This is a genomic window from Microbacterium sp. HMH0099 (genome assembly GCF_049384025.1).
Classification (GTDB): domain Bacteria; phylum Actinomycetota; class Actinomycetes; order Actinomycetales; family Microbacteriaceae; genus Microbacterium.
In genome coordinates this window covers 634945-659880 of record NZ_JBMRJR010000002.1, presented here as the reverse complement: position 1 = coordinate 659880, position 24936 = coordinate 634945, and the positions used below count along the sequence as shown (strand labels likewise).

General features: G+C 73.8%; 16 protein-coding genes and 1 other RNA gene. 15 read left to right on the top strand and 2 right to left on the bottom strand.

What is annotated here, in order from left to right; genetic code table 11:
* Positions 1-71: 71 nt before the first annotated feature.
* Positions 72-1550 carry an APC family permease gene (locus tag ACO03V_RS06840; RefSeq protein ID WP_423137069.1) on the bottom strand — a complete coding sequence of 493 codons (1479 nt, stop codon included), beginning with the start codon at positions 1548-1550 and terminating at the stop codon, positions 72-74.
* Positions 1551-1753: 203 nt separating this feature from the next.
* Here ACO03V_RS06840 and ACO03V_RS06835 point away from each other — a divergent pair, with 203 nt between their 5' ends.
* The 3 genes from ACO03V_RS06835 to ffs all read left to right on the top strand — a co-directional run bounded on the left by ACO03V_RS06835 (position 1754) and on the right by ffs (position 4067).
* A complete protein-coding gene (locus ACO03V_RS06835; protein ID WP_423137068.1) occupies positions 1754-3253 on the top strand; it encodes an APC family permease in 1500 nt (499 codons plus the stop codon).
* 7 nt (positions 3254-3260) lie between these two features.
* Positions 3261-3950 carry a helix-turn-helix domain-containing protein gene (locus tag ACO03V_RS06830; protein WP_423137067.1) on the top strand — a complete coding sequence of 230 codons (690 nt, stop codon included), beginning with the start codon at positions 3261-3263 and terminating at the stop codon, positions 3948-3950.
* Positions 3951-3970: 20 nt separating this feature from the next.
* An RNA gene (gene ffs, locus ACO03V_RS06825) (signal recognition particle sRNA small type) lies at positions 3971-4067 on the top strand.
* 32 nt (positions 4068-4099) lie between these two features.
* Here ffs and ACO03V_RS06820 read toward each other — a convergent pair.
* Positions 4100-4771 carry an NUDIX domain-containing protein gene (locus tag ACO03V_RS06820; RefSeq protein ID WP_423137066.1) on the bottom strand — a complete coding sequence of 224 codons (672 nt, stop codon included), beginning with the start codon at positions 4769-4771 and terminating at the stop codon, positions 4100-4102.
* Between the two features lie 141 nt (positions 4772-4912).
* Here ACO03V_RS06820 and pta point away from each other — a divergent pair, with 141 nt between their 5' ends.
* The 12 genes from pta to ACO03V_RS06760 all read left to right on the top strand — a co-directional run bounded on the left by pta (position 4913) and on the right by ACO03V_RS06760 (position 24896).
* Entirely contained in the window at positions 4913-7057 is a 2145-nt protein-coding gene (gene pta / locus ACO03V_RS06815) for a phosphate acetyltransferase (RefSeq protein WP_423137065.1), read from the top strand.
* Positions 7054-8289, top strand: a complete 1236-nt coding sequence (locus ACO03V_RS06810; protein WP_423137064.1) for an acetate/propionate family kinase — start codon at positions 7054-7056, stop codon at positions 8287-8289. The genes pta and ACO03V_RS06810 overlap by 4 nt, the downstream gene beginning before the upstream one ends.
* A 125-nt stretch (positions 8290-8414) precedes the next feature.
* Complete coding sequence (locus ACO03V_RS06805) at positions 8415-9149, top strand: HAD family hydrolase (RefSeq protein WP_423137063.1); 735 nt, start codon at positions 8415-8417, stop codon at positions 9147-9149.
* A gap of 44 nt (positions 9150-9193) precedes the next feature.
* Entirely contained in the window at positions 9194-11725 is a 2532-nt protein-coding gene (locus ACO03V_RS06800; protein WP_367726113.1) for a glycoside hydrolase family 65 protein, read from the top strand.
* Positions 11726-12019: 294 nt separating this feature from the next.
* Positions 12020-14821: a DNA polymerase III subunit gamma and tau gene (locus ACO03V_RS06795; RefSeq protein WP_423137062.1), complete on the top strand. Its 2802-nt coding sequence runs from the start codon at positions 12020-12022 to the stop codon at positions 14819-14821.
* Positions 14821-15414, top strand: a complete 594-nt coding sequence (gene recR, locus ACO03V_RS06790; protein WP_367726115.1) for a recombination mediator RecR — start codon at positions 14821-14823, stop codon at positions 15412-15414. The genes ACO03V_RS06795 and recR overlap by 1 nt, the downstream gene beginning before the upstream one ends.
* Before the next feature lie 174 nt (positions 15415-15588).
* Positions 15589-16125: a hypothetical protein gene (locus ACO03V_RS06785; RefSeq protein WP_423137061.1), complete on the top strand. Its 537-nt coding sequence runs from the start codon at positions 15589-15591 to the stop codon at positions 16123-16125.
* The gene (locus ACO03V_RS06780) at positions 16118-17869 is read left to right on the top strand and encodes a serine/threonine protein kinase (protein WP_423137060.1); all 1752 of its coding nucleotides are present in this window, start codon (positions 16118-16120) and stop codon (positions 17867-17869) included. Before ACO03V_RS06785 ends, ACO03V_RS06780 begins: the two co-directional genes overlap by 8 nt.
* 175 nt (positions 17870-18044) lie before the next feature.
* Positions 18045-19130, top strand: coding sequence for a phosphate ABC transporter permease subunit PstC (gene pstC, locus ACO03V_RS06775; RefSeq protein ID WP_423137059.1), 1086 nt, complete (start codon positions 18045-18047; stop codon positions 19128-19130).
* Position 19131: 1 nt separating this feature from the next.
* Positions 19132-20469: a phosphate ABC transporter permease PstA gene (gene pstA, locus ACO03V_RS06770; RefSeq protein ID WP_423137058.1), complete on the top strand. Its 1338-nt coding sequence runs from the start codon at positions 19132-19134 to the stop codon at positions 20467-20469.
* The gene (pstS, locus tag ACO03V_RS06765; protein WP_423137057.1) at positions 20466-22109 is read left to right on the top strand and encodes a phosphate ABC transporter substrate-binding protein PstS; all 1644 of its coding nucleotides are present in this window, start codon (positions 20466-20468) and stop codon (positions 22107-22109) included. Before pstA ends, pstS begins: the two co-directional genes overlap by 4 nt.
* Positions 22110-22328: 219 nt before the next feature.
* Positions 22329-24896 (top strand): hypothetical protein, encoded by a 2568-nt coding sequence (locus ACO03V_RS06760; RefSeq protein ID WP_423137056.1) that lies wholly within the window; start codon positions 22329-22331, stop codon positions 24894-24896.
* Positions 24897-24936 lie beyond the last annotated feature (40 nt).

Below are 24936 nucleotides of genomic sequence, written 5' to 3'. Positions count from 1 at the left end.
TCTCGGGTGGAACGGGTGGGACGGGAAGGAGGAGGGGAGGGATGCCGCGGCGCCGAGGCCGCGGCATCCGGTCAGCCCGCCGCGATGGTGTCGGTGAGCTTGGCGTAGGCGGCCGGTCGGCGACGGCGGATCCACGCGGCCTGGGCGTAGCCGAGGGCGGGGAAGACGACGACGAGGGCGAGCAGCGCCCAGCTCACGGCGCCGAAGACGGGGGCGCCGTCGGCATCCATGTCGCCGACCATCACGGGGAAGTACGCCACGATGATCACCGCCGACACGGCCAGGCCCGCGAAGCCGAGGGCCGGGGCGATCACGGTGTTCCAGACGCGGCGATCGGCTCGCGTGCGCCGGAAGTACACGATGACGGCGACCGAGGTCGCGGCCATGAGCACGGCGATCGCGAGGGTGGCGACGCCGGCGAACCACGTGAACACCTGCAGCAGCGGGTCGAGGTTCAGCACGGCGAAGACCACCGTCAGCACCGCCGCCGTCGCGGTCTGGACGATCGAGGAGACGTGCGGGGACAGGTGCCGCGCGTGCACGCCGCCGAGGCGGTCGGGGAGCACGCCCGCGCCGGACATCGCGTGCTGATAGCGGGTGAGGACGTTGTGGAACGACAGCACGCACGCGAACATCGACGTCAGCAGCAGGACGTTGACGATGATCTCGCCCGCGGTGCCGAGGTAGATCGCGACCGTCCGCAGCATGAGCGTGCCGGGGTCCTCCGCCGCGGCGGCGAGCACCCCCTCGGGACCCCACGCCATCACGAGACCCCACGAGGCGAGGGTGTAGAACACGCCGATGCCGATGACGGCGCCGTAGGTGGCGCGGGGGATCGTGCGGTCGGGGTCGCGGGCCTCGTCGCGGAAGATCGCGGTCGCCTCGAAGCCGATGAAGGCGGCGATCGCGAACATCAGGCCCACGCCGGGGGAGCCGCTGAGGACGTTCGCCGGCTCGAAGGGGGCGGCGCTGAGGCCCTCGGGACCCCCGTTCACCACGACGGCCGCGACCAGCACGAGGACGATGCCGACCTCCGCCACCAGCAGCACGCCGAGCACCTTGCTCGAGAGGTCGATGTGGCGGTAGCCCAGGATGCCGACCAGCCCGACCACGGCGAGCGCGTACAGCCACCAGCCCAGGGCCGGGCCGCCGAGCGAGACGACCGTGATGCTCAGCAGGTAGCCGATGTAGCCGTTGACCGAGATCTGGATGGTCGTGTAGGTGAGCATGGCGGTCCAGGCGGCGGCGAGCCCGGACGGGCGGCCCAGGCCGTAGCCGATGTAGGTGAAGAACGCGCCGGGGCGGGGGACGTGCCGCGTCATGGCGGCCAGGCCGACCGCGAACAGCAGCAGGATCACGGCGCTGACGGCGTAGAGGGTGGGGAAGCCGGCGCCGTTCCCGATGAGGATGCCGAGGGGCGCGGCGCCCCCGACCACGGTGAGCGGCGAGGCCGCGGCGACGACCATGAAGACGATCGCCGTGACGCCGAGGGAGCCCTGCAGCGTCCGCTTCGCCGACGCCGCCACCCCCTTCGATTCGAGCTGGGTCATTCGGTTCCTCCGGAGTGTCGGGTGTCGCGTCCGAGGTTCCTCCCGCGCCGTTGCGGAGCGGTGTAGCGGGCGTGAAGGTGTGCGCGCACCCGGTGAGACGGGCCGCCGCCGGTGTCTCACCCGCGGTCACTCCCCGGAAACATGGGCGTCGCGGCGGGGCAACCGCGTTCCCGTACGGTCGGGGCATCCCGACGGAGACCGACATGACCGCACTCTCCCGCGCCATCGCGCGGCCCGCTCCCGTCGCCGGGTTCGGCGACCGCTCGCCCCTGCACGGTCTGGAGCGGCGGCGGATCGGCGTCGTCGATCTGGCGGCGCAGTCGGTCGCGGCGGTGGCGCCGGCGGCCGCGGCGACCACGGTCGTGCTGATGGTGGCCGGGGTCGCTCCGGGGGTCACCGTCACGGCCATCCTCGCCGCCGCGATCCTCGCCTTCGGCGTCGCCCGCACCGTCGGCGTCTTCGCGCGCCGCTTCGCCGCCAGCGGCGGCCTCTACACCTACACCGCGCGCGGCCTCGGCACGCGGGCCGGGCTCGCCGGCGGGGCCGCCATCCTCACCGGGTATGCGGCGGTGGCGATGTTCGCGCTGCTGGGCGGGGCGTACTACACGTCCTATCTGCTGCGCGGGCTCTGGCCGGACCTGGACGGGGTCCTCGTCGCGGCGGGGGCCGTCGTCGCGCAGGCCGCGCTGGTCGCGTTCGTGCTGGTCCGCGGCATCCGGGTGTCGGCGCGCGCCGCCCTCGTCGTCGAGACGCTGTCGGTCGTCCTCATCGTCGCGCTGCTGGTCGCGCTGCTCGTGAGCATCGGCCCGATCGACCCGTCCGTGCTCCTCGGTGCCGGGGCGGCGGGGGCGACCCCCCTGTCCTTCGCCGCCGGCGCGGTGATCGCGCTGACGGCCTTCGTCGGCTTCGAGTCGGCCGCCACCCTCGGCGTCGAGTCGGTCTCGCCCCTGCGCAACGTGCCCCGGGCCGTCACCGGCACGGTCGTGCTCTCGGGGGCGCTGTACCTCCTCGCCGCGGTCACGCAGGTCGCCGGGTTCGACGCCCTCGGCGCCGACCTCGCGGCCAGCGCCTCGCCCGTCAACGACCTGGCCACCGCCTCCGGGCTCGGCGGCTGGGCCGTGGTGGCCGACGTCGGCATCGCCGCGTCGTTCCTCGCGTGCGCCATCGGCACGACCACCGCCCTCGTGCGCGTGCTGTTCGCGATGAGCCGGGACGGGGTCCTTCCCGCCGCCGTCGGCCGGACGCACGGCCGCTTCGGGACGCCGGCGGCCGCGGTCGGCGCGGCGGTGCCGGTCATCGCCGGGGTCCCGCTCGTGCTCGTCGTGACCGGCGTCGACCTGCGCGACGCGATGCACGTGACGCTGTCCGTGGGGGCGGCCGGATACATCCTGGCCTACGTCCTCGTGTGCGCCGCGGCGCCCGTCTTCCTCCGGCGCATCGGCGAGCTCACTCCGGCCCCGGCCGTGGTCGCGGTGCTGTCGGCCGTCGCGCTCGCCTCGGCGCTGCTGGCGTTCTTCGCCGTCGACGTCTCCTCCGGAGGGACGGTGCTGATCGTGCTGGCCGCCATCGCTCTGTCGTCCGCCGTCGTCATCGGCGTGATCCGCCGCCGGAAAGGTCCGGGCGCGATCGGCCGCTACGACGAGCCGGTCGCCGCCCAGGTCCTCGGCGGGGTGCCCTCGCCGACGCGTCCCGACGATGCGTGAGCGCGGGATGCCGTCCGAGCCGGCCCGTCCGCCGGGCACCGTCCACTCGGCCCTGTCGCTGCTCGAAGCCGTCGCCCACCTCGGGGCGGGGGTCAGCGCCCAGCGCATCTCGGCCGAGGTCGGACTGCCCCGGGCGACGACGTACCGGCTGCTGAACGTCCTCGTTGAGGACGAGTACCTCGTGCGCACGCCGGACCTGTCCGGGTTCGCCCTCGGCGCGAAGGTGGCGCAGCTCGCAGCGGTGGCCGCCCCGCCGGCGCGGCTGTCGTCCGCCGCCCGCTCCGTGATGGACGAGGTGCGCCGGGCCGTGCGCGGGGGAGTGCACGTGGTGCTCTACGTCGACGGGAGGGTCGTCGTGCTCGACGCGGACCCGGACTTCCCGCTGTCCGACCACGGCCGCCTGGCCCGGGAGCCGGCCCGCTACGCGCTCGGCCGTCTGCTGCTCGTGGACGACGCGCGGGCGACCGGCGAGGTGGCCGAGGCGGCCCGCGCGGACGTGGCCCGCTGGGGGGCGACACGCCAGTGCGGCGAGATCGCGCCGACGACCGGATGCCTCGCCGTGCCGCTCCGCGACGACGCCGGCGGTCTGGCCGGAGCCCTGGGATTCTCGGGCGCCCGCCATCGCGTCGACGAGCCGGCCGGGGTGCTCGCCGCCCTGCGGCCGGCCGCTGCGGCGCTCGGGCCGCTCATCGTGTGAGCCGCGTCGGGTAGACTGTTGTCAGCTCTCCGCGCGGCGGCATCCAGGCCAACTCCCCCAGGACGGAAACGTAGCAAGGGTAACCAGGCTCTGCCGGGTGCGCGGAGAGTCTTTTCATGCCCGGGCGAGGGCGCCGCGCGTGCCGCGGCTCAGGCCGGCGCGAACGGCCCGTCGAGCACGGCCCACTGCAGCAGCATGATCGTCTTGGCATCCTGGATCCCGCCGGATCGGATGAGTCCCCGCGCCTCGTCGATGTCGTACTCGAGGATCTCGATCTCCTCGCCCTCCTCCGCGAGGCCCCCGCGGTCGCCGGTGCGGGTCGACCCGTCGTAGGCGGCGGCGAAGAAGTGCAGGCGCTCGGTGACCGAGCCGGGGCTCATGTACACCTCGAACACCGGCTGCACCTCGGTGACCACGACGCCGGTCTCCTCCTCGGCCTCGCGGCGGATCGCGGTGACCGCGTCGTCGTCGTCGAGCAGGCCCGCCGCGGTCTCCACGAGCATGCCGTCCGGGTGGTCGTTGACGTAGACGGGGTAGCGGAACTGCCGGGTGAGCAGCACCGTGCGCCGCGCCGGGTCGTAGAGCAGGATCGTGGCGCCGTTCCCGCGGTCGTAGGTCTCGCGCTTCTGCGTCGCCCAGGAGCCGTCGTCGCCGCGGTAGCGGAAGGTCGTCGCCCGCAGCACGTGCCACCCCGCCGCGAGGAGCTCGACATCGGTCACCTCGACGCGGGGGTTCCGGTCGAGGTCGCGGCCCGTGAGGTGGAGCCCGGTCCGACCGCGGTGGTCGGGGACGGTGGTGCCGGGGCGCGGAGTGGTCGTCATGCCTCGAACGATAGCGGCGGCGGCGCGGACCGGCCCGCCCGTCGCCGCGCGCCGGTCCGCCCGTCGCCCCGCACCGATTCCGATGACTCGACGCCGAAGCAACCCCGTGGCCGTGTCCGAGGCCCGCAATAGTCTGGTCGCGTGACGCAGAGCATCTACATCACGTCAGCCGAAGGACACTCGGGCAAGTCCACCGTCGCTCTGGGCGTGCTCGACGCGCTCAGCCGCGTGACCCCGCGGGTGGGGGTGTTCCGCCCCATCGCCCGCTCGACCGCCGAGCGCGACTACGTCCTCGAGATGCTGCTCGACCACGACGGCGTCGGACTCGACTACGACGAGTGCGTCGGCGTCACCTACGACGACGTCCGCGACGACGCCGACGCCGCGCTCGCCCGCATCGTCGAGAGGTACAAGGCGGTCGAGGCGCAGTGCGACGCGGTGGTCGTCATCGGCAGCGACTACACCGACGTCGGCAGCCCCGCCGAGCTGGCCTACAACGCCCGCATCGCGGCGAACCTCGGCGCGCCGGTGCTGCTCGTCCTCGGTGGCCGCGCGCAGCAGGGACAGGGCGAGACGCTCGGTCTGTCCGTGTCCCGGACGCCGCAGGAGGTCGGGCAGATCGCCGCCCTCGCACTCCCCGAGCTGCTGCACGAGCGGGCCGAGCTCGCCGCCGTCATCGTGAACCGCGCCGATGCCGAACGGCTCGACGAGGTCGTGGCATCCGTCCGCCATGTCGTGGACGTCTCTCCGGTCCTGGCCGCGGGGGACCGTCGGGCCGTACCCGTCTGGGCGCTGCCGGAGGACCGGTTCCTCATCGCGCCGTCGGTGCGCGGAGTGCTCCGGTCGGTGGAGGGCGAGCTCATCAAGGGCGACCCCGAGCTGCTCACCCGCGAGGTGCTCGGCGTGGTCGTCGCGGGCATGTCGATGGTGAACGTGCTGCCGCGCCTGAAGGAGTCCGCGGTCATCGTCATCCCGGCCGACCGCACCGAGGTGCTGCTGGCCACACTGCTGGCCAACGCGTCCGGCACGTTCCCGTCGCTGGCGGCGATCGTGCTCAACGGCGGCTTCGAGCTGCCCGACACCATCGTCCGCCTCATCGACGGCCTCGGATCGCCGCTGCCGATCATCGCGACCGACCTCGGCACGTACGACACGGCCGTGCGCATCATGAACACCCGCGGGCGTCTCGCCGCCGACTCGCAGCGCCGCTACGACACGGCTTTGGCGATGTTCGAGCGCCACGTCGACACCGAGCTGCTCACGCGCGAGCTCGGGGTGGCCCGCACCAGCGTCGTCACCCCGCTCATGTTCGAGTACGGGCTGGTCGACCGCGCCCGCAGCGACAAGCGACGGATCGTCCTGCCCGAGGGCAACGACGACCGCGTCCTCCGCGCCGCCGCCACGGTGCTCTCCCGCGGCATCGCCGACCTGACCATCCTCGGCGAGCCGATCGAGGTACGCGGGCGCGCCATCGAGCTGGGCATCGACATCCGCGACGCCGAGGTGCTCAGCCCCTTCGACGCCGTGCACGTCGACAAATTCGCCACCGAGTACGAGCGTCTGCGCGCGCACAAGGGCGTCACCTACGCGCAGGCCGCCGACACCGTCACCGACGTGTCGTACTTCGGCACGCTGATGGTGCACCTCGGGCTGGCCGACGGGATGGTCTCGGGTGCCGCGCACACCACGGCCCACACCATCCGCCCGGCCTTCGAGATCATCAAGACCGCGCCGGGCGTCTCGGTCGTCTCCAGCGTCTTCCTCATGGCGCTCGCCGACCGCGTGCTCGTGTACGGCGACTGCGCCGTCATCCCCGACCCGACGAGCGAGCAGCTCGCCGACATCGCGGTGTCGTCCGCGGCGACGGCCGAGCAGTTCGGCATCGAGCCGCGCGTGGCGATGCTGTCGTACTCGACGGGGGAGTCGGGCACGGGCGCCGACGTCGAGAAGGTCCGCGCCGCGACCGCCCTCGTCCGCGAGCGGGCTCCCGAGCTCCTCGTCGAGGGACCGATCCAGTACGACGCCGCAGCCGACGCCGCCGTCGCGAAGGCCAAGATGCCGGGCTCCGACGTCGCCGGCCGCGCGACGGTCTTCGTCTTCCCCGACCTCAACACCGGCAACAACACGTACAAGGCGGTGCAGCGCTCCGCCGGGGCCGTCGCCATCGGCCCGGTGCTGCAGGGGCTGAACAAGCCGATCAACGACCTGTCCCGCGGGGCGCTCGTCGACGACATCGTCAACACGATCGCGATCACCGCGATCCAGGCGCAGGGGGGCGCGCAGTGAGCGTGGTCCTCGTCGTCAACAGCGGCTCGTCGTCGTTCAAGTACCAGCTCCTCGACATGCGCACCGAGGCGGTCCTGGCATCCGGGCTCGTCGAGCGCATCGGCGAGGGCACGGGCGTCGCCACGCACACGGTCGCCGCGGCGGCCCTGGCCGGCGACGGGTCGTCCCCGGCGCCGACGGTGACGGACGCCACCAGCCGCATCGAGCGCGAGATCCCCGACCACACGGCGGGCTTCGCGGTCATGCTGGACGCGTTCGCCGCGCACGGGCCCTCTCTGGACGCGCACCCGCCGACCGCGGTGGGCCACCGCGTGGTCCACGGCGGAGCGCGGTTCTTCGAGCCCACCGTCGTCACGCCCCTCGTCGAGATCAACATCGACGAGCTGTCCGTGCTCGCGCCGCTGCACAACCCGGCCAACCTCGCCGGCATCCGCGCGGCGAAGACGGCCTTCCCCGACGTGCCCCACGTCGCGGTCTTCGACACCGCGTTCCACCAGTCGCTGGCCCCGGAGGCGTTCACCTACGCCATCGACCGGGAGGTGGCCGCGGCGCACCGCATCCGCCGCTACGGCTTCCACGGCACCAGCCACAAGTTCGTCAGCGAGGCCGCCGCGGCCTTCGTCGGGCGTCCGCTCGGCGAGCTGCGCCAGATCGTGTTCCACCTCGGCAACGGCGCGTCGGCCGCGGCCATCGAGGGAGGGCGGTCCGTCGACACCTCGATGGGGCTCACCCCGCTGGAGGGCCTGGTCATGGGCACGCGGTCCGGCGACCTCGACCCCGCGGTGCTGTTCCACCTCGCCCGCCGCGCCGACATGGGCATCGGCGATCTCGACACGCTGCTGAACAAGCGGTCCGGCATCCTGGGCATCGCCGGCGTCTCCGACATGCGCGACATCGAGAAGGGCCGCGCCGAGGGAGACCCCGCCGCGCAGCTCGCGTTCGACGTCTACATCCACCGTCTGCGCGCCTACGCCGGCGCCTACCTCGCCCAGCTGAACGGCGTGGACGTCATCTCCTTCACCGCCGGCGTCGGCGAGAACTCCGCCGCCGTCCGCGCGGGGGCCGTGGCGACGCTGGGCTTCGCCGGGGTCGAGCTGGACCCCGAGCGCAACGCGGCCCGGGAGCGTGGCATCCGTCGTATCTCGACGGACGCGTCGCGCGTCGAGGTCCTCGTCGTCCCGACCAACGAAGAGCTCGAGATCGCCCGCCAGACGCTGTCCGTCGCGCGCTGACCCGCCCCGCGCCCCCCGTCGCCGCGCCATGCGCCGTCGCCTCGGCCGGGGCGCCGACCGCTAGCCTGGACGGGCGGCGCCGGGGGGGCGCCCGTGACCGCCGTCCGCCCCGTTTGGAGCCCGTCATGACCGACACCCCCGACCTGCCCGACCTCCGCACCGTCGACGCCGTGCTGTTCGACCTCGACGGTGTCCTCACGCCGACGGCCGACGTGCACATGCGGGCGTGGAAGGAGATGTTCGACGAGCTCTTCGCCCAGTGGGACATCGCCCCGCCGTACACCGACCGCGACTACTTCGAGTACGTCGACGGCAAGAAGCGCTACGACGGCGTCGCCAGCCTGCTGCGCAGCCGCGACGTCGAAGTGCCGTGGGGCGACCCGTCCGACGACCCGTCCGCGGACACTGTCTGCGGCGTCGGCAACCGGAAGAACGCGGTCTTCTCGCGCATCCTCCGCGCGGAGGGCATCGCGCCCTACCCCGGATCCGTGGCTCTGCTGGACGTGCTGGCCGAGGCCGGCGTGCCGACCGCTGTGGTCTCCAGCTCCAAGAACGCCGTCGAGGTGCTCGACGCCGCCGGTCTCCGCGACCGCTTCGACGTGATCATGGACGGCGTCGTCGCCGAACGCGACCATCTCGCCTCCAAGCCCGCCCCCGACGTCTTCGCTGAGGCCGCCCGCATGGTGGGGGTCGACCCGGCCCGCTCCGTCGCCGTCGAGGACGCCCTCAGCGGCGTGCAGTCCGCCGTCGCGGCGGGCTTCGGCATCGTCGTCGGCGTGGACCGCGGCGCGGGGGCCGACGACCTCCGCGGTGCGGGGGCGACCGTGGTCGTCGACGACCTCGCCGCGTTCGTAGACTGAGCCGTCGCACCCGAAGCGACAGCCCCCTTTCCGGAAGGCCCCGAATGATCGACCGCGATCGTTTCCCCGTCGACGAGTGGCGTCTCGTCGAGACCCGCTTCAACGTCGACGACGTCGGCGTGACCGAGACCCTCTTCTCCGTCGGCAACGGCTACCTCGGGTTGCGCGGCAACTACCCCGAGGGGCGTTTCGCCCACGAGCAGGGCACGTTCATCAACGGCTTCCACGAGACGTTCCCCATCCGTCACGCGGAGCAGGCGTACGGGTTCGCCGAGGTCGGGCAGACCATCATCAACGCGCCGGATGCCAAGGTGATGCGCGTCTACGTCGACGACGAGCCGCTGTCGCTCGATGTCGCAGACGTCCGCGAGTACGAGCGCGTGCTCGACATGCGCCAGGGCATCCTGCGCCGGAACCTGCTGTGGGTCACCCCGTCCGGCAAGCACGTGCGCATCGAGGACGAGCGGTTCGTCTCGTTCGACGAGAAGCACCTCGCCGTGCTGCGCCTGACCGTCACGGTCCTCAACTCCGACGCGCCGGTCACCGTCAGCAGCCAGCTGCTGAACCGGCAGGACGGCGAGGGCATCTACGGCGGGTCGCCGATGGCATCCAAGGGGTCCGACTTCGACCCCCGCAAGACCGAGAAGCTCACCGACCGGGTGCTCCAGCCGCAGGAGTACTGGCAGGACGGCGACCGGTCCGTGCTCAGCTACAAGGTCTCGCAGTCGCAGATGACCCTCGCGGTCGCGGCGGACCACCTCGTTGACACCGACAACCCGTACACCGCGCGGCACCTCGTCGAGCCCGACATCGCCAAGAACGTCTTCCGCGTCGAGGCGCGCGCCGGGGTCCCCACGACGATCACCAAGCTGACGAGCTACCACACCTCGCGCGGCGTGCCCGCGGGCGAGCTCATCGACCGCTGCCGCCGCACCCTCGACCGGGCCCGCGACCTCGGCGTCGAGGAGCTCGTGACGCGCCAGATCGACTGGTACGCCGCGTTCTGGGACCGCTCGGACGTCCGCATCGGCGGCCACCCGGACCTGCAGCAGGCCACGCGTTGGTGCCTGTTCCAGCTCGCGCAGGCGGCCGCCCGCGCCGACGGCCAAGGCGTGCCGGCCAAGGGCGTCACCGGCTCCGGCTACAGCGGCCACTACTTCTGGGACACCGAGGTCTACGTCCTCCCGTTCCTCGCCTACACGACGCCGCTCTGGGCGCGGAATGCGCTGCGCATGCGGTCGCTCATGCTGCCCGCCGCGCGCAAGCGCGCGCACCAGCTCAACGAGGCCGGCGCGCTGTTCCCGTGGCGGACCATCAACGGCGAGGAGGCCTCGGCCTACTACGCCGCCGGCACCGCGCAGTACCACATCAACGCCGACGTCGCCTTCGCCCTGGCCAAGTACGTGCGGGCCACCGGCGACGAGGAGTTCCTCGCCGGCGAGGGCGTGGACATCGCGATCGACACCGCCCGTCTCTGGTCGACGCTGGGCTTCTGGCGCTCCAGCGACGCCGGTGAGGACGGCGAGCGCGACTCGTTCCACATCCACGGCGTCACGGGTCCGGACGAGTACACGACCGTCGTGAACGACAACCTGTTCACGAACGTCATGGCGCGGTTCAACCTCCGCTTCGCCGCGCGCACCGTGCGCGACCTGGCCGAGAACGACCCCGAGGCGTACGGCCGCATGGTGCAGCGGATGAACCTCGACCCGTCCGAGCCGGAGCGCTGGGACCACGCGGCCGAGGCCATGCACATCCCGTTCAGCCCCGCCCTGAACATCCACCCGCAGGACGCGGTGTTCCTCGAGCGCGAGATCTGGGACCTCGAGAACACCCCGCCCGACCAGCGCCCGCTGCTGCTGCACTTCCACCCGCTGGTGATCTACCGGTACCAGGTGCTCAAGCAGGCCGACGTCGTGCTCGCGCTGTTCCTGCAGGGCAACCACTTCACGGATGCCGAGAAGCTCGCGGACTTCGAGTACTACGACCCGCTGACCACCGGCGACTCCACGCTGTCGGCGGTCGTGCAGTCGATCCTCGCCGCCGAGGTGGGATACCAGGACCTCGCGCTGGAGTACTTCCGCCAGGCCGCGTTCGTCGACCTCGGCGACCTGCACCACAACGCGGCGGACGGCGTGCACGTCGCCTCCGCGGGCGGGGTGTGGACGGCGCTCGTCAGCGGCTTCGGCGGCATGCGCGACCACTTCGGGCGTCTCACCTTCGACCCGCGCCTTCCGGTCGACTGGCCCGAGCTGGCGTACGTGCTGCACTGGCACGGCACCCGCCTCGACATCACGGTCACCGCGACCGCGATGACCGTCGCGGCCGGCGGCGAGGGCGGACCGGTCGAGTTCGCCGTGCGGGGCGCCGAGTACGTCGTCGCCCCGGGCGAGACCGTCCGCGTCACGCTGCACGGGCAGGGCCCGGTCCGTCCGGGACGCCCGTCGATCCGTCAGCTCGAGGGCTCGGTCCGCGAGGACGGCACGCTCCTCTCGGCGTCGGTGCCCATCGTCACCGCCGCCATCCCCATCGTCACGGACGAGGAGCAGCCGCTCGCGGTCGGCCTCGACGTCTGATCCGTCTCTCCTCGCGAACGCGGCGGTGCCTTCGGGTGCCGTCGCGTTCGCGTGTCCGGCGGCGGCGGCAGGCGTCGCGCGCGGGGCAGGCGTCGCGTCCGGGGCGGGCGGTGCGTCCGGGGCGGGCGGTGCGTCCGGGGCAGGCGGATCCGTCGCAGAGGCGCCTGTCTCCGGCGCATCGCCTGTCGCGGGTGCGGGGCGCGGCCGCGCCCGCGGGGGAGGGGGAGGGATGCCGCCCGGCCCCGGCCCCGCGGTCGGAGACGCGATGTCGGTGGCACGCCGTAGGCTGTTCGGGTGACGACCGCTCTGTACCGCCGCTACCGCCCGCAGGCGTTCGGCGAGATGATCGGGCAGTCCCAGGTGACCGAACCGCTCATGACCGCCCTCCGCGGTGATCGCGTCGGCCACGCGTACCTCTTCTCGGGTCCGCGCGGCTGCGGCAAGACCACCTCCGCCCGCATCCTCGCCCGCTGCCTCAACTGCGCCGCCGGCCCCACCGACACGCCCTGCGGCACCTGCGACAGCTGCGTCGAGCTCGGTCGCGGCGGCGGCGGGTCCCTCGACGTGGTCGAGATCGACGCGGCCAGCCACAACGGCGTCGACGACGCCCGCGACCTGCGCGAGCGCGCCATCTTCGCCCCGGCCCGCGACCGCTTCAAGATCTTCATCCTCGACGAGGCGCACATGGTGACGCAGCAGGGGTTCAACGCCCTGCTCAAGCTCGTCGAGGAACCGCCCGCGCACGTCAAGTTCATCTTCGCGACGACCGAGCCCGAGAAGGTGCTCGGCACCATCCGCTCGCGCACCCACCATTACCCGTTCCGGCTCGTGCCGCCCGCCGCCATGCTCGAGTACGTCCAGGAGCTCTGCGAGACCGAGAGCGTCGGCGTCGAGGCGGGTGTGCTGCCGCTCGTCGTGCGCGCCGGCGGCGGGTCCCCCCGCGACACGCTCTCCCTCCTCGACCAGCTCATCGCCGGATCGGACGTGGATGCCACGGGCTCCGTCCTCGTGCGCTACGAGCGCGCCGTCGCGTTGCTCGGCTACACCCACTCCGAGCTCCTCGACGAGGTCGTGGACGCGTTCTCCGCCGAGGACGCGGGCGCAGCCTTCTCGGCGGTGGACCGCGTCATCCAGACCGGTCAGGACCCGCGCCGCTTCGTCGACGACCTCCTCGAGCGTCTGCGCGACCTCATCGTCGTCGCGGCCACGGGAGCCGGGGCGTCGGCGGTGCTCCGCGGCATCCCGGAGGACGAGCTCGAGCGCATGGGACGCCAGGCCGGCTCCTTCGGGGCGGCCCGCCTCTCGCGCACGGCCGACCTGACCGTCGCCGCGCTCGACGAGATGACGGGAGCCACCTCGCCGCGGCTGCAGCTGGAGCTGCTCGTCGCCCGCGTGCTGGCCCACGCCGGCAGCGCCGGCGTCGCCCCGGCCGCCGCGACCGCGCAGACGGTCACCGCCGCCCCCGCGGCGCCGCCGACGGCGCGCACGGAGGCGCCGTCGCGCCCGGCCCCTGCGACGAACCCCCGCGTCGCCTCGCCCGGCGTCGCGGCACCGGTCGCGGCGCCCGCCGTGGCATCGCCGAGCGCATCGCCGAACGCCGCCCCACGGGTCGCGTCGCCGGGCGTCGCGTCGCCCGCTGCCGCATCGCCGGTCGCGTCGCCGAACGCCGCCCCACGGGTCGCGTCGCCGGGCATCGCGTCGCCCGCTGCCGCCTCGCCGAACGACGCCTCGCGGGTCGCGTCGCCGACCGCCCCCTCACGCGTCGCGGCACCGACCGCGGGTCCGGACGCCTCGAGCCCCGCGCGGGGTCCGCGCGACACCGCCCCCGCCGTCGACATCGACGACATCCCGCCGCTCTCCGACGACGACGCGCCCGCGCCGGACGACGAGCCGCATCCCTTCGACGTGGCCCCGACCGAGGAGCCCCCGGCGGCACGCCCCGCCGCGGGCGCACCCGGACGCGACGACGCGGCGTCCTCGCAGGCTCCGGCGGCCCCGCAGGTTCCGGTGACCGCACAGACCCCGCAGTCACCGGCCGGCGCACAGACCCCGCAGGCTCCGCCCGCCGCACAGACCCCGCAGGCTCCGCCCGCCGCGCAGACTCTGCCGGCGGAGCAGGCCCCGGCCGCCGCGCAGCCCCCTGCAGTCTCCCCGGCGGAGAAGACCCCGTCGGCCTCGCCCGCGGCCTCCGCGACGGCCGGCCCCGCTGCGACCGAGCCCGCTCCGTCGTCCGAGGAGGAGGCCGGTCCGTTCGACCCCTCCCCGCCGACGCCCCCGGCGCCGCCCACCGGTCCCCTCGAACTGTCACAGGTGCGCGACTCGTGGCCGGAGGTGCTGGAGCAGCTCGAGGTGCTCAGCCGCCCGTCCTGGCTCGTGGTGTCCACCGCGTCCGTCGCGGCGTTCGAGGTCGACGTGCTGACCCTCGCCTTCCGCTCGCCCGGCGATCTGACCGCCTTCAAGACCCGCGTCGAGGGCGCCGGCCCCAGCGAGGACCTGCGCCAGGCGATCCAGACCGTGCTCGGCATCCGGGTCAAGTACCTCGCCCGTCTCGAGGGCGACGCCGGCCCCGGTGGTCCGGGCGCGCCTCCCACCGGCGGTGCGCCGCGCGGCGGCGGCTCGACCCCGCCCTCCGGCGGCGGTCGGGCGGAGCCCCGCGCCACCGCCGCGTACTCGTCGGCCTCGGTCACGGAGTGGGCGGTCGCGCCCATCCCGTCGTCCGACGGCACCGCCGGAGCACCGCGGGCCTCCCGTGCGTCGGTCACGACGGCCGAGCGCCCGCCGGTGGCCCCGGCCCTCGCCGTGGACGACGAGCCCGACGAGACGCCCGCGGCTGCGGTCGTCGCCGTCCGGGAGGGCGCCGTCCTGCCCGCCACCGACGTGACCCCGTCCGTCGCCGTCCCCGAGGAGAGGGAGGACGACGACGTCATCCCGCCCGCGGACGAGCAGCCCGACGCCCCGGTGCCGCCCGTGGTCGTCCCCCGTATGGCCCCGCTGGCCGGGGGCGTGCAGCGGTACGGCGAAGCCGTCGTCCGCCAGATGCTCGGCGCCGTCTACGTGCGCGATGAGCCCTACGAGCCGCCCGCGAGGTTCAGCTGATGTACGACGGCATCGTCCAAGACCTGATCGACGAGTTCGGCCGCCTCCCCGGCATCGGTCCGAAGTCCGCCCAGCGCATCGCGTTCCACATCCTGCAGTCGCCGAGCTTCGACGTCTCCCGGCTGTCGACCCTGCTCGGCGAGGTGCGCGAGAAGGTCAAGTTCTGCGAGGTGTGCGGCAACGTCTCCGAGCAGGACCGCTGCTCCATCTGCCGCGACCCGCGCCGCAACGCCACGCTCATCTGCGTCGTCGAGGACGCCAAGGATGTCGCCGCCATCGAGCGCACACGCGAGTTCCGCGGCCTCTACCACGTGCTCGGCGGGGCGATCAGCCCCATCGCCGGCATCGGTCCCGACGACCTGCGCATCGCACCGCTCATGCAGCGTCTCGCCGACGGCACGGTCCAGGAGGTCATCCTGGCCACCAATCCCAACCTCGAGGGGGAGGCCACGGCGACCTACCTCAGCCGGCTGCTGCACGCCCTCGAGATCCGCGTCACGCGGCTGGCATCCGGTCTCCCCGTCGGCGGCGACCTCGAGTACGCCGACGAGGTCACCCTCGGCCGTGCCTTCGAGGGGCGCCGCACGCTCTGAGCCGGAGGCTCCGGGGGAGGGATGCCACCGCTCCCGACCGTTGCGGGCTCGTGCACCGCTCGTTCACCCGCCGCACCCGGGACGGCCATGAGATGAGAGCACTTTCATCTCTGCGGAACAGCACCGGACGACCCGAAAGTCCGGCGCGCACGGCCGCCAGACAGGGGCCCCTCCGTGAGCGATCCGCTCTCCCCGCGCGCCAGCGCGCGCGCACGCGTCGTGTTCGACACGTTCCGTTCCCGCCACGACCCGCTGCTCGCGGCGTGGCTGTCCTTCCGCGCGCAGGTGCTGCCCGGCGCCGAGCTCCCGCCTGCCGGTCCCGTGCGCTCGGTCGACGGCCCGGCCGTCGGCGGCGTGTTCGGCGTCTGGCGCCTGCTCGCGTCGAACAACCGCGAGCTCGCGCGGGGCGCCGACCTGTCGGCATCCCCCGACCGGGCGCGTGCCGCCGTGGAGCTGGCGCAGACCCGCTTCGTCGAGCTCGCCCCCGCCACCGTCCGCGGGACGTCCGCGATGCGGCACGGCTGGTCGCTGCGCCTCGACGGCGAGCCGGTCCTCATGTGCGCGCGGTGGTACGAGTCGCCGGGGGAGGCCGCCGCGGCGGCGAGATCCGTCCGCACCGTCCTCGCCGGCGCGGACATCGCGCTGAGCGTCACCATCGGCACCCGGTCGGGCCGACGGCACCGGCACGGCGCCCTGGATCTCGTTGGCTGACCGAACGACGTCCGCATCCGGCGACGAGGTGCTCGTCGCGGGGCGGTTCCGCGTCTCCGGGCTGCTCGGCTCCGGAGCCACCGCGTCGGTGTACGCGGCGACGGACGTCCGGTCCGCGGCCCGCGTCGCGCTGAAGGTGCTGCACCCGCACCTCGCGGGGGAACGGGCGCTGTCGGCGGCGTTCCTCCGGGAGGCGCAGGTCGTCGAGGGGATCCGGCATCCCGGCCTCTGCGCGCTCCGCGGCTGGGGAGGGGGAGACGGGGATGCCACGACGTGGACGGCCTGGGACCTCGTCGACGGCCGCTCGCTCGGCGAGGTCGTCCGCGCGGAGGGACCGCTGACCCCGGAGGCGGCGACGGCGATGGCCCGCCGGATCCTCGACGGACTCGACGCCCTTCACACGGCCGGGCTCGTCCACCGGGACGTCTCGCCGGCGAACGTGCTCGTCGACCTCGCCCCCGACGGCCTCCTCCGCGACGCCCGCCTGGTCGACTACGGTCTGACCGCCCCCCGCGGGGAGACCGCGCGCGGCGCCGACGTCCTCCGCAGCACGACGGGCGACGGGGTCGTGGGCAACGTCGGCTACGCCTCGCCGGAGCAGCTGCGCGGGGAGGGCGTGGGCCCCGCCGGCGACCTCTACCAGCTCGGCGGCGTCCTGTACTTCGCGCTCGTCGGCCGGCCCCCGTTCGACCGGGCCACCACGGACGAGGTCGTGCGGGCGCACCTCGGCGCTCTGCCGCCGACCCCGTCCGTCTCCGCACCGCGTGTGCCGGTGGCGCTGGATCGCGTGGTCGTGCGGGCGCTGCTGAAGGACCCCTCCGCGCGCTTCGCGGATGCGCCGGCGATGCGGAAGGCCCTGGCGGAGGCGATGCCGTCCCCGGGCCTCCGGGCGGGGCGCGGGACAGCGGGCGCCGTCGCCGCGGACGCCGCCGCCACACGGCTTCTCGCCGCGGGGCCCGGCGCGGCCGCACGCGCCGCCGCGGCGCCCGCCCCCGCCCCCGCCGTCCCGACCGAAACCGCCTCCGCCCCCGCCCTCCCGGCCCCGCCGGCCTCCACCGCCCCGCCCGCCGCGTCCCGGTCGACGTCGCCGTGGCTGTGGATCCTCGCCGGCACCGCGACCGCCGTGGTCGTGGCCGTCGTCGCCGTCGCGGCCCGACCGTCGCCGGCACCCGCGGGCGAGCCGGCCCCGGCCCCGTCTGTCGTCGCCCCCGCGGCATCCGTTCCCCCGCCCTCGCCGACCACGTCGGCGACCGCAGCGTCCTCCGCGCCGCCGCCGGCGACGGTCGCACTCCCGGAGCTGCGCGGTCTGCCGCTCGCCGACGCCGTCGCCCTCCTGGGGCGTCTCGGCCTCCAGCCGGGGACTGTCACCGCGATGGACGGCACGGACGCCGCCGACACGATCCTCCAGACGGACGTGGCGGCGGGAGCGGCGCTCGCCCTCGGCACCCCCGTCGACCTCACCGTCGCGAGCGGCTGGAACGCCGTCCCCGGGATCGTCGGGCTGCAGGAGCGCGACGCCGTCGAACGCGTGTCGGCGGCCGGTCTCACCCCCGTCGTCGTTCGCGAACCGCATGCCGGCATCGCCGGCACGGTGGTCGAGACGGATGCCGCCGCCTCTCCCCGGCTCGCCCTCGGCAGCCCCGTGGTGCTCACCGTCGCCACCGCGCCGACGCCCGCCCCGACCGCCACCCCCACGGCCGGACCGACGCCCACCGCGACGCCGACGCCGGGGGCGACACCGTGACGTGCCTCGATCATGGACGGGTCAGCCGTCCTTCGCGCACCGGTCGTCCGGCGTTCACCTTCCGCCCCCACGATGACCAGGATCCGGTCGGAACCCGCCGCCGGTCGCTCTGCTCAGGACACCCGATGAGTCGATTCCTCCGCGCTGTCGCGCACCCCAGCACCGGCGTGCGCGCGTGACCCCCGCCGGCTCCGACGACCTCACGCAGGTCCTCTTCGCCCCCGACGAGGTCGCGCCGGACGAGGCGACTCCCGCCGCGCAGGCCCCCGCCGCGCAGGCCACCGCCGCGCCCGCGCGCCGCTCGCTGGTCTCCCGCCGCCCGCTCGGCGACACCGTCTTCCGCACGACGGCGTTCGCCGCCGGCGGCATCACCGTGGCGATCATGCTCGCCGTCGGCTTCTTCCTCACCCTCCGCGGGGGCGACGCCCTCTCCGTCGCCGGTCCGTCCTTCCTCACCACGCAGGAGTGGTCGCCCGAGACGCGCACGTTCGGCATCGCCGCGATCCTGGCCGGCACCGTCACCATCGCGCTCGTCGCGATGACCTTCTCGGTCCCGCTGGCGATGGGGACCGCGCTCCTCATCTCGGAGGTCGTTCCGCCGCGCGTCCGGACGCTGCTCGTCTCGCTGGTCGACCTCATGGCCGCCGTGCCTAGTGTCGTCTACGGCCTGTGGGGACTGTTCTTCCTGCAGCAGAACGTCATCCCGGTCGCGCAGTGGATCTCGCACTACTTCGGGTGGATCCCCGTCCTCGCCGTGACCGACCCCGACGGCACCCCGCTCACCGACGCGAGCCAGTTCACGTCCTCGGCCTTCATCGCCGGGATGGTGGTGGCCCTCATGGTCGCGCCGACCCAGACCTCGGTCATGCGCGAGGCCTTCTCGCAGGCGCCCGTGGGCGAGCGCGAGGGGGCACTGGCGCTGGGGTCGACGCGGTGGGGGATGATCCGCACCGTCGTGCTCCCGTTCGGCCGCGGAGGCATCATCGGCGGCACGATGCTGGGGCTCGGCCGCGCCCTGGGCGAGACGATCGCGGTGTACCTGATCATCTCGCCGATCTTCACGATCAACACCGAGGTGCTCAAGACCGGCAGCAACTCCGTGTCGGCCCTCATCGCGCTGCGCTACGGCGAGGCCAGCGAGTTCGGCCTGTCGGCCCTCATGGCCGCGGGGCTCGCCCTGTTCCTGATCACGCTCGTGATCAACTTCACCGCGTCCTCGATCGTCGCGCGATCGCGCTCGGGCGCCCAGAGCGAGGGATGACATGTCGATCGACGACACGATGACCGCCATCGTCGGCGCCGCTCCCGCGCCGCGGGGGACGGGGACCATGGATGCCACGGCCTCCGCCGACGCCGTCGCGCTCGCGCGCACGTTCCGGCCCGTCACGACGGACGAGCCCCTCGGCCCCCGCCGGCGGATGAGCGGGGCCACCGCGGAGGACGCCTTCAACCTGACCGGGGCCCTGGGCGCCGCGGTCGCCGTCGCGACCCTCCTGTTCGGGTGGTTCACCCCGATGACCGGCGCCGTGGGCTGGGCCGTGGTGACGTACCTGCTGTTCGTCGTCGTCTACGCCCTCCTCGTGGCGCTGCGGGCGACGGGGCAGGAGGTCACCGACCGCGTCATGACGGCGCTCCTCTACAGCGCGGCGGCCCTGCTCATCGCCGCCCTGGTCTTCGTCGTCTGCTTCGCGGTGTTCCGCGGACTGCCCGCGCTGCTGAACCTCAACTCGTTCGTGCAGACCATGGAGCCCGCAGGCCCCCTCGACCCGCTGAGCGTCGGCGGCATCGCCCACGCGATCGTCGGCACGCTCATCCAGATCTCCATCGCCCTGTCGATCACGGTGCCGCTCGGCATCGCCACCGCCGTCTTCATGAACGAGATCGGCGGGCGCTTCGCCCGGTTCGTGCGGACGATCTCGGATGCCATGACGGCACTGCCCTCCATCGTCGCCGGCCTGTTCGTGTACTCCGCCGTCATCCAGCTCATCACCCACGAGCGCTCCGGGTTCGCGGCATCCCTCGCCATCACCGTCATGATGCTGCCCATCGTCATCCGCGCGTCCGACGTCGTCCTGCGCCTGGTGCCGGGCAACCTGCGGGAGGCCTCCTACGCGCTGGGGTCGTCGCGCTGGCGGACGGTCTGGCACGTGGTGCTGCCCACCGCCCGCTCCGGACTCGTGACCGCCGTCATCCTCGGCACGGCGCGCGGCATCGGCGAGACGTCACCCGTGCTGCTCACCTCCGGCGTGACCGCGGTGATGAACCTGAACCCGTTCTCAGGACCGATGATCTCGCTTCCGCTGCAGGTGTTCGACTTCGTCAAGTCGCCGGAGCCGAACATGATCGCCCGCGGCTTCGGTGCGGCGGCGACGCTCATCCTGCTCGTGCTCCTGCTGTTCGTCGTCGCCCGCGTCATCGGCGGCAAGGGGCCGGGTCAGCTGAGCGCCCGGCAGCGCCGCGCCCGCGCGACCCGCTCCCGCGACGACCTCCTCCGCATCGAGGGTCGGCGCTCCGCCGCCGTCCCCGCCGCGCCCGATCCCTCCTCCGCCCCCAACCCCCGCGCCGTCCCCGCGACGCCCCCGACGAAGGACCTGCCGTGATCCGCCGCTTCCGCTCATTCCTGGCGGCCTCCGCCGTCGCGCTCCTGGTGGTCACCGGGTTCGTCTCGTCCTCGGGCGTGCCCGCGCGCGCCGACTCCTGGGCCCCGATCTCGGGCACCGGCTCGACCTGGTCGCAGAACGCGCTCGACCAGTGGCGGCGCAACGTCGGCGAGAACTACGGCATGACCGTGAACTACTCGGGCGTCGGCTCCTCGGCCGGCCGCCGCGACTTCATCAACGGCACCGTCGACTTCGCGATCAGCGAGATCCCGTTCCAGTCCCGCCCCGAGGACGGGTCGCAGCCCGAGACGCCCCGCTCGGGCTACGCCTACATGCCGATCGTCGCCGGCGGCACCGCGTTCATGTACAACCTGAAGATCGGCGGCAAGCGCGTCACGAACCTCCGTCTGTCCGGCGCGGTCGTGACGAAGATCTTCGCCGGTGCGATCACCAAGTGGAACGACCCTGCCATCCAGGCCGACAACCCCGGGCTCGCCATGCCCGACCGGGCGATCGTCCCGGTGGTCCGCTCGGACGGCTCCGGCTCGTCCGCGCAGTTCACGCTGTGGATGTCGAAGCAGCACGGCGACATCTGGACCCGCGGCATGACCTCGCAGTTCCCGACCCCGGCCAACGGCAAAGCGCAGAACGGCTCGCTCGGCGTCGCCGGCTACGTCAGCCAGGACTACGGCGAGGGGGCCATCACCTACGTCGAGTACTCCTACGCGGTCAAGTCGGGCTTCCCCGTCGCCAAGGTGCTGAACGCCGCCGGCTACTACATCGAGCCGACCGCGCCGTCGGTCGCCGTCGCGCTCATGCAGGCCCAGATCAACACGGATGCCAACTCGCCCGACTACCTCACGCAGATCCTCGACGGCGTCTACAACAACGGCGACAAGCGCACCTACCCGCTCTCGAGCTACTCGTATCTCATCGTCCCGACGCAGGTCGCGGGGATCTTCACGGCCGAGAAGGGCCGCACGCTCGGCGGGTTCGCCGAGTACGTCCTGTGCGAGGGGCAGCAGTCGGCGACGGCCCTCGGGTACTCGCCCCTGCCGATGAACCTCGTCATGGCCGGATCCGAGCAGCTGAAGCGCATCCCGGGCGCGAACGCCAACGGGATCGACATCAACACGTGCAACAACCCCACCTTCAAACCCGGCGACTCGCCCTCGAGCAACCAGCTCGCCGTCTCGGCGCCGCAGCCCGCGGAGTGCGACAAGGTCGGACCCGACCAGTGCACGTCGGGCACGGCGGGCTCCGCCGGCACCGACACCGCCGTCACCGGCTCCGGTGCGGGCGGATCCTCCGCCGAGGCCGCCGCGGCCGGCGGCGCGGGCGCCGCCGCGAGCGCGGGAGGCGGGGCGGCAGCGACCGGCGGTGCCGCCGCCGGCGCGGCGGACACCGGGGGAGCGGCATCCACGTCCGACGCCGTCTTCGACGCCAACGGCAACCTCGTCTCGGGGAGCGCGGGCGGGGCGGCCTCCGTCGTCGCGGCCTCGACCCCGTACACCCTCGCCGACGACGGGTGGAAGGCGCCGCAGTGGCTGATGCTGGCCGGTGCGGTCCTGCTGCTGGGGGCGATCGTCGTGCCCCCGCTCACCTCCCGCCGCCTGCGCAGCGGATCCCGGCGGAGCTGACCCCGCCCTCTCGCCCCGCCCTCCCGTCGACGGCCGCCGTCGCGGTCCGCTGCCCGCGGACCGCGGCTCGGTCGCGCCGAAAAACACCAGATCAAAAACCCTATCGGCGGCGCCACGAATGTTCTCGACCTCGTTGGTCGACCGTTCACGTGATCGTCACGACCCGCCCTTACTTTCATCGCTGTCGGCACCCCGTGCCGCTCGAACCTGGAGATGTCCGTGCGTAGTGCTCTACCCGAAGGGCGCGCCGCCCGAGGCGCGCTGTCCGGCCTGGCCGGCGCCCTCGTCGGCGGTCTGGTCTTCGCCGCCCTCACCGCCGGCGGTGCCGCCGGCGCGTCGGCCGCGACCGCCGCCGACGACACGCCCGCCACTTCCATCGCCGGAGCCGTGACCGCGAAGGGCTACGACCCCGACTGGGAGAGCTCGCCGTTCCCCGACCTGGCGGTGACGGTGTCGCAGACGAAGGGTCTCGTCGCCCAGGGCCTGAAGGTCAGCTGGACCGGCGGGGCCGAGTCGACGCCGCCCACGCAGCAGTCCGGCGGTCAGAACTACCTGCAGATCGCGCAGTGCTGGGGCGACGACCCGGAGAACCCCGGCCGGCCCGACCGCACGACCTGCCAGTACGGCGCCTTCGGCACGCCCGGCGCGACCCGGGACGGCAACCGCACCGAGGGCAGCGTCGCCGCCTCCGACGCCGCGCTGACGACCACGGCGGCGGGCGCGCTGGACCCGGCCTACACGTCAATCCCGTTCCGGTCCGCCACGGGCGACACCATCGCCTCGGTCGTGGACGGCCGGCGCGTCCCGGGCGTCGACGTGAACACGAACCCGTTCTTCACGCAGTACACCTCCAACGAGATCCCCTGGGCGGGCACCGGCGCCGACGGGACCGGCAGCACCAAGTTCGAGGTGCAGACGGTGACGCAGTCGCGCGGCCTCGGCTGCGGTGCGCGCACGTCCGACGACGCCGCCGCCACCAGCGGCGCCTCGTGCTGGCTCGTCGTCATCCCGCGCGGGACGGCCGACACGGGGGAGTCGGCCAACGTCTCCTCGGGGCTGTTCGCCGACAACTGGAAGCACCACCTCGCCGTCAAGCTCGACTTCCGTCCGGTGGGGCTGCGGTGCGCGATCGGTGCGGCCGAGCGTCAGCTGGCCGGGAGCGAGCTCATCTCCCGCGCGGTGTCGTCGTGGCAGCCGACGCTGTGCGCGCAGGACGGCGGGAGCGTGTTCACGCTTCTCACGGGCACGGAGAGCGACGCCGCGACGGCCGCGAACGCCGCGGCGGGCGACGCGCCCCTGGCGCTGACCTCACTGCCCTACAGCGGTCCGGACGAGGACCGCCTCGTCTACGCACCCATCGGGCTGACCTCCGTCACGGTCGGCTTCGCCATCGACCGGTTCCCGGCGCAGGACGGCTCCGCCTCCGAGGAGGCGCTCGCGCGCGCCCGGCTCCCCCTGACCGACATGAAGCTCACTCCGCGCCTGATCGCCAAGCTGCTGACGTCGTCCTACCTGGACTCGCTGCCGTACCAGGCCGATCGCGGGCATCTCGGCGCGAATCCGCGCAACCTGCTCTTCGACCCCGACTTCCGGGCCATCAACGACCCGGAGTGGTCGCAGCAGGCGATCGCCGGCGTCGCCGTCGCCGACATGCTGCTCCCGCAGGGCCGGTCCGACGTCGCCACGGCGCTGTGGACCTACGTCATGGCCGACCCGGAGGCCCGGGAGTTCCTCGCCGGCATGCCCGACGACTGGGGGATGGTCGTCAACCCGTTCGCGTCGACGACCCCCGAGAAGAACCCCACGGGCACGGGGCTGACGCTGCCCCGCGACAGCTTCCCCAAGCCGGACCCCGTGGAGGTCGCGGCCACCCCGAACGGACCCGCCGCGATCAACTCGGTCACCTGGCGGCCCTACACGAACGACCTCGACAGCGCCGCCTACGCGACGCTGCGCGGCGACGGCCTCGTCCTGAGCGCCTGGGACCCGGCCGGCAACCCGCCGCGCTACTCCCGCAGCCCTCGCAACCTGCCGGGGACCCAGGCCGTCATCTCGCTCACCGACGGTGCCGCGGCCGAGAAGTACCAGCTCGTCACCGCCGCGCTGCGCAACCCCGCCGGGGAGTTCGTCCTCCCCACGACGGAGGGCCTCACCGCCGCCGCGTCCGCGATGACCGCGACCGGCTCGCAACCGCAGGTGCGCTCGTTCGCCCCCACGACGGACGAGGCGGCCCGGGCGGCCGGGGCCTACCCGCTGGCCATGCCGGTCTACGCGGCGGCGAGCCCCTACCTCGGCGATGCCGGCGTGCGCTCCGTCTACGCCGACTTCATGCGGTATGCCGCCGATCAGGGGCAGGTCCCGGGCGTCGAGACGGGTCAGCTGCCCGCCGGGTACGCCCCGCTGCCCGACAGCTGGCGCGTCCAGGCGCGTGCCGCGGCGACGGCGCTCGAGAACGGCCTGACGGCCGCGGCGCCGACGCCCTCCGCCGCTCCGGCCGGGGACACCGCCGGGATCTCGTCGGGGGCGCTGCCTGCCGCCGGCTCGACCTCCGCGGGCGGCTCCGGTGCCGCAGCGGGTGCCTCCGCAGGTGCGGCGGGGGCCGCGCCGGCCGCCGAGGCGACGAACCCCTCCGCGTCGGGCGCCGTGGCGGGGGCCCTCGCCGGCGCTCGGACGGCCGCCGACCCCGACTCCGGACCCCTGCCGGCGGCACTGCCCATCAGCCTGCTCGCCGCGCTGATCGCCGCCGCCGTCGTCCTCCTCATCCCGCGCCTGCCGCGCAGGCCGTGACCCTCGACCTTCCCTTCCCGCAGTTCCCTACCCGCAGTTC

Coding starts and splice junctions, on each gene's coding strand:
- ACO03V_RS06840 (WP_423137069.1), bottom strand. CDS start 1,550: ATGACCCAGCTCGAATCGAAGGGGGTGGCGGCGTCGGCGAAGCGGACG.
- ACO03V_RS06835 (WP_423137068.1), top strand. CDS start 1,754: ATGACCGCACTCTCCCGCGCCATCGCGCGGCCCGCTCCCGTCGCCGGG.
- ACO03V_RS06830 (WP_423137067.1), top strand. CDS start 3,261: ATGCCGTCCGAGCCGGCCCGTCCGCCGGGCACCGTCCACTCGGCCCTG.
- ACO03V_RS06820 (WP_423137066.1), bottom strand. CDS start 4,771: ATGACGACCACTCCGCGCCCCGGCACCACCGTCCCCGACCACCGCGGT.
- ACO03V_RS06805 (WP_423137063.1), top strand. CDS start 8,415: ATGACCGACACCCCCGACCTGCCCGACCTCCGCACCGTCGACGCCGTG.
- ACO03V_RS06800 (WP_367726113.1), top strand. CDS start 9,194: ATGATCGACCGCGATCGTTTCCCCGTCGACGAGTGGCGTCTCGTCGAG.
- recR (WP_367726115.1), top strand. CDS start 14,821: ATGTACGACGGCATCGTCCAAGACCTGATCGACGAGTTCGGCCGCCTC.
- pstA (WP_423137058.1), top strand. CDS start 19,132: ATGTCGATCGACGACACGATGACCGCCATCGTCGGCGCCGCTCCCGCG.